Here is a 9,465-nt window from a genome sequence, read left to right on the forward strand (position 1 = left end):
GGCCGGCGCGGCTCGTCAGAGGCCGTGGGGGGTGCCCTCGGTGAAACCGGCGACGGTCTGGACGCCGAGGACCGCGCGATCGTGCAGTTCATCGAGGGTGCGGGCGCCGGCGTAGGTGCACGCCGACCGCACGCCCGAGCAGATCCCGTCCAGCAGGTCCTCGACGCCCGGGCGGGCCGGGTCGAGCAGTTGCTTCGAGCTGGAGATGCCCTCCTCGAACAGCGCCTTGCGGGCGCGGTCGAAACCGCCGTCACCGCGGGTGCGGGCGCTCACGGCACGCTTGGACGCCATCCCGAACGACTCCTTGTACGGCCGGCCCGCCTCGTCGCGCAGCAGGTCACCCGGTGACTCGTACGTGCCCGCGAGCCAGGACCCGATCATGGCGGCGGAGGCGCCCGCCGCGAGGGCGAGCGCGATGTCGCGCGGGTGCCGTGCGCCGCCGTCGGCCCAGACCCGCACGCCGTGGTCGCGCCCGGCGGCTGCGCACTCGGCGACCGCCGAGAACTGCGGTCGCCCGACGCCGGTCATCATCCGGGTGGTGCACATCGCGCCCGGGCCGACGCCGACCTTGACGATGTCCGCCCCGGCGGTGGCGAGGTCGCGCACGCCCTCGGCGGTGACGACGTTGCCCGCCGCGATCGGGACCCGGATGTCGGCGGCGTCGACGGTCGCGCGGACGGCCCGCAGGGCGTCGAGCATCTTGTCCTGGTGGCCGTGCGCGGTGTCGACGACCAGCAGGTCGACCCCGGCGTCGAGCAGCGCCTTCGCCTTCACCGCGACGTCGCCGTTGATCCCGATCGCGGCGGCGGTGCGCAGCCGGCCCTGTGCGTCGAGGGTCGGGGTGTAGATCTCGGCGCGCAGCGCGCCCAGACCTGTGAGCAGCCCGGCGAGCCGGCCGTCGGCGTCGAGCCCGAGCGCCACGCCCCGGGTGCCGCCGAGGGCCTCGAAGACCTCCCGCGCTGGGGTGCCCATCGGCAGCGTGAGGGGTGACGGGTCGAGCACGTCGGCGAGCCGGGTGAACCGGTCCACCCCGAGGCAGGCGGCCTCGTCGACGGTGCCGACCGGGCGGCCCCCGTCGTCGACGACCACGACGGTGCCGTGCGCCCGCTTGGGCAGCAGGTTCAGCGCGTCGGCCACGGCGTCACCGGTGCGCAGCACGAGCGGGGTGTCCCACACCGTGTCCCGTGACTTGATCCACGCGACGATCTCGGTCACGGCCTGCGGGGCGACGTCCTGCGGCAGCACCGTGAGCGCACCGCGACGGGCCAGCGTCTCGGCCATCCGCCGGCCGGCGACCGCGGTCATGTTCGCCGCGATCACGGGCACCGTGGCGCCGGAGCCGTCGGCGGTGGTGAGGTCGACATCGAAGCGGGAGGCCACGGAGGATCGCCCGGGGACGAGGAAGACGTCGTCGTAGGTCAGGTCGTGACCGGGGGTCTGCCCGTCGAGGAAGCGCACGAGACGTGAAGCGTACGCGTCGCGCCCGCTGTCAGCACAGCTCGGAGCGGTCAGTCGCGCAGCAGGGCCCGGACGGTGTCGATCGTGTCAGCCTCGGCTGCTGTCTTGTCCGGGCGGTACCGCAGCACCCGGGCGAAGCGCAGCGCGACCCCGCCGGGGTAGCGCGTGCTGCGCTGCGCACCGTCGAGGGCGATCTCGACGACGAGTTCGGGACGCAGGAGGACGGTGTTGCCGCCGTGCCCGCGCTCATCCGCGCGCGCCAACCCGGGGAACGTGGCGGTCTGCCAGGCTAGCAACTCGTCGGTCATGCCCTTGAACGTCTTGCCCACCATGATCGGCTCACCGCCGTCCGGGTCGCGGGCGCCGAGGTGGATGTTGGACAGGCTGCCGGTGCGACGTCCGTAGCCCCACTCCGCCCCGAGCACCACGAGATCGAGCGTGTGCACCGGTTTGACCTTCTGCCAGGCCCGGCCGCGCCTGCCTGCCGCGTACGGCGCGTCGAGCGACTTCACCATGACGCCCTCGTGCCCCGCGGCCAGCGCGGCGTCGAGTACCGCGGCCGCCTCCGCGCCCGTGGGGCGCAGCGTCCCGGGCATCCGCAGCAGCGCGCCCTCCGGGCCGCCGAGCAGCCCGGCCAGCACCTCGATCCGCTGCGCCAGCGGCACGTCGAGCAGGTCGGTGCCGTCGAGGTGCAGCACGTCGAAGAAGAACGGGCTGAGCAGGTCGCCGGGGGCGCCCTGATCGCTGCCGAACCGGCTCATCGTGTCCTGGAACGGCCGCGGGCGGCCGTCGTCGTCGAGGGCGAGGGTCTCGCCGTCGAGCACGACCGAACGACACGGCAGCCGGCGCACGTGCTCGGCGATCTCGGGGACGCCGTCGGTGATCTCGCGCAGCGTGCGGCTCCACACCCGGACCTCGTCACCGTCGCGGTGCACCTGGATGCGGGCGCCGTCGAGCTTGAACTCGACGCTCACCCCGGGGCCCAGCCCGGCCAGCGCGGCGTCGAGCGAGTCGCCCGGGGCGGCCAGCATCGGCCGCACCGGACGGCCGACCTCCAACCGGATCGCTTCGAGAGCCTCGGTACCGCCGGTGAGCGCGGCCCGGGCCGTCTCCGGCAACCGACCGGACAGCATGAACGCGCGCCGTACCGTCGCGGCCGGAACCCCGGCCCCGGCCGCGATGCCCTCGAGCATCACGCCCTCCAGCGCGCCGTGGCGCAGTTCGCCGGTGAGCAGCCGGCCCAGGAAGGACTGCTCGTCGGCCGTCGCGGCGGCGAACAGCCCGGTGAGCAGTTCGCGGCGGCGCGCCACGGAGCCGGCACCGGCCGTGATGGCCAGTGCATCGAGGGTCTTGTCGACCTCGGCGACGGTGAGCGCCGGCTCGGACGCCGGATCGGTGGCGAGGGCGGACAGGGTACGCCAGCCCGTGCCGATCCGGCCCTGCCGCGGCTCACCGGCCAGCCACGCGGTGGCCGCCTCGATCTCGTCCGGGCCGGCCGCGCGGAGCAGGGCGGCGAGGACGGCCGTCTTGTCCTTGCGCGAGCGGGTGGCACCGACCGCGACGGACGTGCGGACGACCTCGTTGAGCAGCACGGACGCAGTGTGGCAGCGCCCACCGACAGCCGCACTGCTACGCGCCCCCGGATACCTCGCGGTCCCGCCGGAACCGGTGCCGGGGCGCGGGAGGGGCCTCGCAGCCGCCCGGCTCGTCGGTATCCCCGGATACGGTCGAGGCCCGCGTATCCGAGGAGCCGCCATGCAGGGCACCAGCGACGCCGCCACCCACGACGCCTACATCGACGCCCTCGACGAGCCCCGCCGCTCCGACATCCGCGAGCTGCACGAGCTCATCCGCGCGACCGTCCCGCAGCTCGAGCCGACGATGCAGTTCCGGATGCTCGGCTACGGGCGCTACCACTACCGGTACGCCTCGGGCCGGGAAGGCGACTGGATGCTGGTGGGCCTGGCCAGCAACAAGCGCTACATCTCCCTCTACGTCACCGCCGTCGGCCCGGACGGGCGCTACCTCGCGGAGGCCTACGCCGACCGGCTGCCGAAGGCGTCGATCGGCAGGAGCTGCATCCGGGTCCAGCGAGCCGCGGACCTCGATCGCGACGTGCTCGCCCGGCTGCTGGCCGAGGCGGCGGCGAACCCGCCGGGGGAGTTGTGCTGACCGCCGACGCGTTCACGCCGCCGGGACGGTCGCCTCCCGCAACAGGTCGGCCACTCGCACCACCCCCGCGCAGCTCCCGTCGGGCCCGGTCAGCACCATGTCGTCGTAGCTGCGCGTCCGATCCCCGCTCAGGCAGGTCTGCAGCGCCTCCCGGATCGAGGTCTGCTCACCGAGTACGCGCGGCGGCTCGGCGAGAGCGCCGGCCGGCCGCTCCGCGTAGAGCGCCCGCCCGTACGGTCCCGAGATGGCCAGCATGAAGCGGTTGCGGTCGAGGTAGCCGGTCGGCCGCCGGCCGGCGCCGAGGAGCACGAGCCCCCCGGCCTGCGGGTGGTCGGCCAGCGCACGGCGGGCGGCCTCCGCCGTCGCCGTGTCCGGCAGCGAGACCGCGGCCTGGGCGAGTTCCCGCACCAGAGCCGGGCGCGGGCGGGGCCGGGAGCCCGGCATCGGGCGTGCCCCGCGCGGGGCGGAGGTTCGCTCGCCGGCGAGCGCGACCAGGTCCAACGGCAGTTGCACACCGCCCGTGGACGGGCGGCGGCGCGGCGGGGCCAGCAGGGAGCCCTGGGCCCACGACACGCCCAGCCCGCGCAACGGCGTGAGCTGGCCGCGGTCGGCGACCCCGGTCGCGGTCACCCGGACCCCCACGGCTGCGCAGACGTCACAGACCGCCCGGACCACCGCCTCGGCGGGACCACCCCGGGGCAGCGCGGCAACCAGGTGGGCGTCGAGCTTGACCAGGTCCGGCCGGATCGTGGGCACGAGGTCCAGGCCGAAGCCCCGGCCCACCCCGTCGAGCGCGATCCGGAAGCCCCAGCTGCGCAGCTCGGCCAACCCGTCGACCAGTGCCTCGACGGGGGCGGCCGAGGCGGCGGGGTTGATCTCCAGCACGACCGGAGGCATCACCCGGTCCCGCTGGGCCAGCCCGTCGATCATCGACCGCAACCGCCGGCGGGAGGCGACGACGGTGTCGGCGAGCACGTTGACGTGCAGCGGCACGGTGGCGTCGTAGTCGGTCGCGAAGGCCAGCGAGGCCAGCGCGATGCCCGCGTCGAGGTCGACGATCTGCCGTGTCCCCCAGACCGTACCGACGGACCGGACCCCGACCTGGTCCCGCGGGTTGCGGGGCTGGACCTCGAATCCGATGACCCGGGCCGTCTGCAGGTTGAAGATGGGCTCGAAGGTGAACCGCTCGTACTCCGTCATCTGATGACCCGTTCTGAGGGTTGCCTAAGTGAACGGGGAAACCTTGTCACGGCCGGGGTGAAGCTTGTTGTACAGCGAATGAACGTTGGGTGACGACGGCCGGGACGGCCGCCGCGCCTGTTTCATCCGGAGCGCCGTTGTGTCATGGCCAACACGTCCAGCGCCGAGTCGAGCTGCTCGAGGGTCAGCTTCCCGTTCTCGACGTGCCCGCGCTCCAGCACGACCTCCCGGATCGTCTTGCGCTCCTTGAGCGACTGCTTCGCGATCGACGCCGCCTCCTCGTACCCGAGGTAGGAGTTGAGCGGCGTCACCACCGACGGCGACGACTCGGCGTACTCGCGGGTCCGTTCGACGTCGGCCTCCGCCCCGTCGACGACCTTGTCCGCCAGCAACCGCGCTGCCGCGGCGAGCAGCCGTGCCGACTCCAGCACGTTACGTGCCATGACCGGCATCATCACGTTGAGCTCGAGATTGCCCTGGCTGCCGGAGAACGCGACCGTCGCGTCGTTGCCGATCACCTGCGCGGCCACCATCATCGTCGCCTCGCAGATCACCGGGTTGACCTTGCCGGGCATGATCGAGCTGCCCGGCTGCAGGTCGGGCAGGTGCAGCTCGGCCAGCCCCGTGCGCGGACCCGAACCCAGCCAGCGGATGTCGTTGGCGATCTTGAACAGGGACACCGCGACGGTGCGCAGCGCCCCCGAGGCCTCCACCAGCCCGTCGCGGGCACCCTGGGCCTCGATGTGATCCGCCGCCTCGGACAACACGTCGAGGCCGGTGGCGGCGCGCAGCTCCTCGACAACGGCCGCACCGAACCCGTCGGGCGCGTTCAACCCGGTGCCGACGGCCGTGCCGCCGATCGGCAGCTGGCCGAGCCGGGGGAGAACGTCGCGCAGCCGGGCGGCGCCGTACTCGGTCTGGGTTGCCCAGCCGCCCGCCTCCTGGCCGAGCGTGATCGGCACCGCGTCCATCAGGTGTGTGCGGCCGGCCTTGACCACGTCCGCCCAGTCCGCCGCACGCCGGCGCAGCGCGGTGGCCAGGTGTTCCAGCGCCGGGATCACGTCGGTGGCCACCGCCTCGGTCGCGGCGAGGTGGATGGTCGTCGGGAAGACGTCGTTGGACGACTGCGACGCGTTGACGTGGTCGTTCGGATGCACGGACTCGCCCGTGGACGACAGAGCCCTGCCCGCGAGCGTCGCGATCACCTCGTTGGCGTTCATGTTCGACGACGTCCCCGACCCGGTCTGGAACACGTCCACCGGGAAGTGCGAGTCGTGCTGCCCCGCGGCCACTTCGTCCGCCGCGGCGGCGATCGCGTCGGCCAGTTGCTGCCCGAGCACGCCGATCCGGCCGTTCACGCGCGCCGCCGCACCCTTGACCAGCCCCAGCGCACGGATCTGGGATCGCTCCAGCCCGCGCCCGGAGATCGGGAAGTTCTGCACGGCCCGCTGCGTCTGGGCCCGCCACAGCGCATCGACGGGCACCTGGACCTCGCCCATGGTGTCGTGCTCGATACGGAACTGGCCGGCGTCGCTGTCGGTGGTCATGACCGCAATGTTCTCCCTCGTGCGGTACCGCCGCAGCCCGGCGAGTGGGAGTGGCTGGACTTCATCGCCGAGCTGGTGGCCGAGCCGCTCACCGACTGGCCGGAGGAGCGGATCGCCGCCCGGCTGTGCGGGACGTTCGAGCTGCCCGGGTGTGCGTTCGGCGAGCAGTCCGCCTGCGGCAGCATCAGAGCCAGGCTCTGGCTCCGCAACGAGCGGTGTGCCGGGCACCGGGCCGGGATCGAGGCCTGGGGCACGCCCGGCGTCTGCCAGGTGCGACCCATCCCGTGCTGCTACCGGCCGGCCGGTCGGGGTGAACCGATCCAGGTCGCCGGCGACCCGGGCCGGGGCGTCGACCCCCGGATCACGGCCACGTGGAACGAGCTCGCGCGGCCGTGGGGCTGCGCCGGTCAGCTCGTGCTGCCGTTGCGGTTCGAGGCCGGCCGGCTCCGGGCGTTCTCCCTCGGCCGGGCCCGGCCGTTCTCGGCCGCCGAGATCGCGCTCGCCGACCGGGTCCGCCTGCTGCTGTCCGGTCTCGAGCGCCAGGTCGAGGCGTTCGGCGGGGCCCGGCACAGGGACGCCCCCGGCGCCGACGGCGTGAACACGCCGTCCTCGGCCTGCTGGCCCAGGGCCTGACCGCCCTCGCGATCGGTCGACGGCTGGCCATCGCCGAGCGGACCGTCCACAAGCACCTGCAGCGGACCTACGCGAAACTCGGTGTGACCGATCGGCTCTCCGCCGTGCTGCGCGCCCAGCGGCTCGGTCTGCTCGCGGGTGTCCACGGCCCGTGACCTGCGCAGTTCTGCGTATGTCGGGGTGGGGTGCGGCGCCCCTAACCTCGGCCGCGTCCGGGCGGGCGACCGGGGAGGAAGCGCATGACACGGACGGTGAGCGGTGAGCTGGGATCGCTGCGCCTACGGACGGCCGGGCGGGTGATCGGGCCGGACGAGGTGGACTACGACGACGCGCGGCGGGTCTGGAACGGTGAGATCGACCGGCGCCCCGCCGTGATCGTGCGGTGCGCCGATGCGGCCGACGTCAGCACCGCGATCGGCTTCGCCCGGGACAACGGCTTGGAGATCACCGTGCGCGGTGGTGCGCACAACGCGGCGGGCACCGCGGTGGCCGACGGTGCTCTGATGATCGATCTGAGCCGGCTGGACACCGTCCAGGTGGACCCGCCGGCCCGCCGCGCGCGCGTCGGGGGCGGGGCCGCCCTGGCGCAACTGGACGCCGCGGCCCAGGAGCACGGACTCGCGACGCCGGCCGGGACCGTCAGCCACACCGGTGTCGGCGGGCTGACCCTCGGTGGCGGGATGGGCTGGCTGACCCGCAAGTTCGGGCTGGCGCTGGACAACGTGACGGCCGTCGAGATCGTGACCGCGGACGGTGCGATCCGCCGGGCGGCGGCCGACGAGAACCCGGACCTGTTCTGGGCGGTCCGCGGGGGCGGCGGCAACTTCGGCGTGGTCACCGAGTTCGAGTTCCGGTTGCACGAGGTCGACCCCATGGTGGAGATGGCGCTGTGCTTCTGGAGCCTCGACCGCGCCACCGAGGCGCTGCGCGTGGCCCGGGACGTGTCCGCCGATCTGCCTCGCGACCTGAATCTGGTCGTCGCCGGGATCAACGCACCGGCGGCCCCGTTCGTACCGGAGCCGCTCCGGGGCACCCCCGGGGTGGCGATGGTGCTGGTCGGCTTCGGTGCCGCCGAGCAGCACGCCGCGGTCGCCGAACGCATCCGGACGGCGCAGCCACCGGCGTTCGAGGTGTGCACCCCGATGCCGTACGTCGCGCTCCAGCAGATGTTCGACGAGGGCAACGCCTGGGGGCTCGGCTGCTATGAGAAGAGCACCTACCTCAGCGGGTTCTCCGACGACGTGATCGCCGTGATCGCGGAGCACCTGCCGCGGAAGACATCGCCGCTCACCCAGCTCATCTTCCTGCCGCTGGACGGGGCCTATACCGAGGTCGCCGAGTCGGACACCGCGTTCGGCGGCGGCCGTACACCGCGCCTGACCGCGTTCATCCTCGGCCTGGTGTCCGACCTCGACACACTGCCGGCCGAGCGGGCCTGGGTGCGGTCGTTCTGGGAGGCGCTGCAGCCGTACGCGATGGGCGCCGGCACGTACGTGAACGCGGTGGAGCCCGCCGAGGGCGATCGGGTCCGCGCCTCCTACGGCCCGAAGTACGAGCGGCTGGCCGCCGTCAAGGCGGTGTACGACCCGGACAACGTGTTCCACGGCAACGCCAACATCCGTCCCGCGGCGGCGCCCCGCTGAGGTCGCGGTGGTTCCGACGGACGGGGGAAAACGCGCCGCCGGAGCCGTTGGTGTGTAACGGTTCCGCCCCCACCTCGAACCCCTCTGGGGAACGCGGATGGGGTGGTCGCGCATGGCCGGGATCGGGCGGGCCGAGTGTGAATGGGTGGACTTCGTCGCCGACCTGCTCGCCACGCCACTCACCGCCTTCCCGGAGGAGCGGGTCGCGGCCCAGTTGCGGGCCACGTTCCGCGGGGTGGGCTGCGCCTTCCACATCCGGGAACCCGGTCGGGTGCCCGTGCAGCGGATCTACCAGCAGGGCTCGCTCGCACGGCTGGTCGACGAGCTCAACACCTGGGCCCGGGAGCAGGCGGCGACGGCGCACCCGATCTTGCGCTACTACCTCGCCACCCGGGACGTGGCGCCGATCCAGGTGGCGGAGGTCCCGGTGACGCTGGTCGGGGCCCGGACGCTGGGCTCCTGGTACGAGCTCGGCCGGCAGTGGGACATCGAGCACCAGTTCGCGATCCGGTTGCTGAGCAACGGCCCGGCGGACAGGTCCTTCGTGCTCGGCCGCACCGTGGCGTTCACGCCCGCGGAGATGGCGTTGACGCGACGGCTCCAGCGGCTGCTGATCGGTCTCGACCGGCAGGCCACGGCCCTCGCCGCTGCGGGCGCGCCGGCCCACGAGGTCGCCGCCGACGTCCGGCTGACCCGGCGTGGCGATCTCGGTGACCCGGAACGGCTCGGTGCCGTCGGCGTCGTACTCGACCCAGGACCGGCCCCCGGCGTCGACGGTGCCGCGGCCCGGCAACGGCACACCGGCCTCCGTC

General features: G+C 73.6%; 9 protein-coding genes. 5 read left to right on the forward strand and 4 right to left on the reverse strand.

The window, feature by feature from the left end:
* Positions 1 to 15: 15 nt before the first annotated feature.
* Positions 16 to 1,458, reverse strand: a complete 1,443-nt coding sequence (locus HF519_RS28055; protein WP_169415996.1) for a GuaB1 family IMP dehydrogenase-related protein — start codon at positions 1,456 to 1,458, stop codon at positions 16 to 18.
* A 50-nt stretch (positions 1,459 to 1,508) separates the two neighbouring features.
* A complete protein-coding gene (locus HF519_RS28060; protein WP_169415997.1) occupies positions 1,509 to 3,050 on the reverse strand; it encodes an ATP-dependent DNA ligase in 1,542 nt (513 codons plus the stop codon).
* 163 nt (positions 3,051 to 3,213) lie between these two features.
* Between HF519_RS28060 and HF519_RS28065 the strand changes: the two genes are divergently transcribed.
* Positions 3,214 to 3,630, forward strand: a complete 417-nt coding sequence (locus tag HF519_RS28065; RefSeq protein WP_169415998.1) for a DUF1801 domain-containing protein — start codon at positions 3,214 to 3,216, stop codon at positions 3,628 to 3,630.
* A 12-nt stretch (positions 3,631 to 3,642) separates the two neighbouring features.
* Here HF519_RS28065 and HF519_RS28070 read toward each other — a convergent pair whose 3' ends face one another.
* The gene (locus HF519_RS28070) at positions 3,643 to 4,830 is read right to left on the reverse strand and encodes an EAL domain-containing protein (protein WP_169415999.1); all 1,188 of its coding nucleotides are present in this window, start codon (positions 4,828 to 4,830) and stop codon (positions 3,643 to 3,645) included.
* A gap of 122 nt (positions 4,831 to 4,952) precedes the next feature.
* Entirely contained in the window at positions 4,953 to 6,377 is a 1,425-nt protein-coding gene (locus HF519_RS28075) for a class II fumarate hydratase (protein WP_169416000.1), read from the reverse strand.
* Between HF519_RS28075 and HF519_RS32010 the strand changes: the two genes are divergently transcribed.
* The 4 genes from HF519_RS32010 to HF519_RS28090 all read left to right on the forward strand — a co-directional run.
* Positions 6,336 to 7,010, forward strand: coding sequence for a hypothetical protein (locus tag HF519_RS32010; RefSeq protein WP_246245374.1), 675 nt, complete (start codon positions 6,336 to 6,338; stop codon positions 7,008 to 7,010). The two genes, HF519_RS28075 and HF519_RS32010, sit on opposite strands and share 42 nt — an antisense overlap.
* 11 nt (positions 7,011 to 7,021) lie before the next feature.
* Positions 7,022 to 7,165, forward strand: coding sequence for a LuxR C-terminal-related transcriptional regulator (locus HF519_RS32015; RefSeq protein ID WP_312860401.1), 144 nt, complete (start codon positions 7,022 to 7,024; stop codon positions 7,163 to 7,165).
* An 84-nt stretch (positions 7,166 to 7,249) separates the two neighbouring features.
* On the forward strand, positions 7,250 to 8,653 hold the full coding sequence (locus HF519_RS28085) for an FAD-binding oxidoreductase (protein WP_169416001.1): 1,404 nt from the start codon (positions 7,250 to 7,252) through the stop codon (positions 8,651 to 8,653).
* Between the two features lie 112 nt (positions 8,654 to 8,765).
* Positions 8,766 to 9,465, forward strand: a 700-nt coding sequence (locus HF519_RS28090) for a hypothetical protein (RefSeq protein ID WP_169416002.1), incomplete at its 3' end; no start/stop codon positions are given.

This window comes from Pseudonocardia bannensis, from assembly GCF_012911875.1.
Classification (GTDB): domain Bacteria; phylum Actinomycetota; class Actinomycetes; order Mycobacteriales; family Pseudonocardiaceae; genus Pseudonocardia; species Pseudonocardia bannensis.

What these genes read in the sequence shown, in the direction of transcription:
- HF519_RS28065 (WP_169415998.1), top strand. Translation starts at nt 3,214, where the DNA reads ATGCAGGGCACCAGCGACGCCGCCACCCACGACGCCTACATCGACGCC.
- HF519_RS28070 (WP_169415999.1), bottom strand. Translation starts at nt 4,830, where the DNA reads ATGACGGAGTACGAGCGGTTCACCTTCGAGCCCATCTTCAACCTGCAG.
- HF519_RS28075 (WP_169416000.1), bottom strand. Translation starts at nt 6,377, where the DNA reads ATGACCACCGACAGCGACGCCGGCCAGTTCCGTATCGAGCACGACACC.
- HF519_RS28085 (WP_169416001.1), top strand. Translation starts at nt 7,250, where the DNA reads ATGACACGGACGGTGAGCGGTGAGCTGGGATCGCTGCGCCTACGGACG.